The following is a 555-nucleotide window of genomic DNA, read 5'->3' on the forward strand; positions in this document are numbered from 1 at the left end:
CTTAACCCGTATCTTATCACAAAAAAGAAACAGATAAGCCTTGACGCCCTGGACGCGGCGGCAAAAAAAATGACAGGTTACGCTTCCATGCAGGCTGATAATTTTTTTATCTTCATTTAAATTAAAAAATAAAGTGTCAAGAAGATTCAGTAAATATATAAATTGCTGATACGACAAAACATCGACGCTGATGTCGTCTTGCAAAAAACTTAACCGTGAAGTGATATTGTCCAATTCCTTGTATCGCTGTAACAATAGCCCGGTTGCAAAGCTTGAAAATTCATCATCTGACTTGCCCGCCGTTCCCGCGAGAACAAGGGCAAGAATAAATTTCTGCTCGTCATTCAAAATGTCAAACTCTTCCATTATAGCGGTGTAATTTTGTTTTTTCTCCTGCAGAGCGGCAATTGCCTTGTCTTGTTTTGCAATATCATTTTTTATTTTTTTTATTATTTCTTCTTCGTTTGTCTCTTTAAGTTTTTCTTCCGAGGAAACCTTATCATTAAAGATTTTTTCCAAAGGCTCATTTAATTCAATAGACCATTTGTTTATATA

The 555-nt window shown here is 35.5% G+C and carries 1 protein-coding gene; it reads right to left on the reverse strand.

Annotated features, from left to right (window positions below):
* Positions 1-555: hypothetical protein (locus ACYVRH_RS14280; protein WP_461257539.1), on the reverse strand; the 555-nt coding region annotated here is incomplete at both ends.

It is taken from the genome of Treponema sp. R80B11-R83G3, assembly GCF_054786115.1.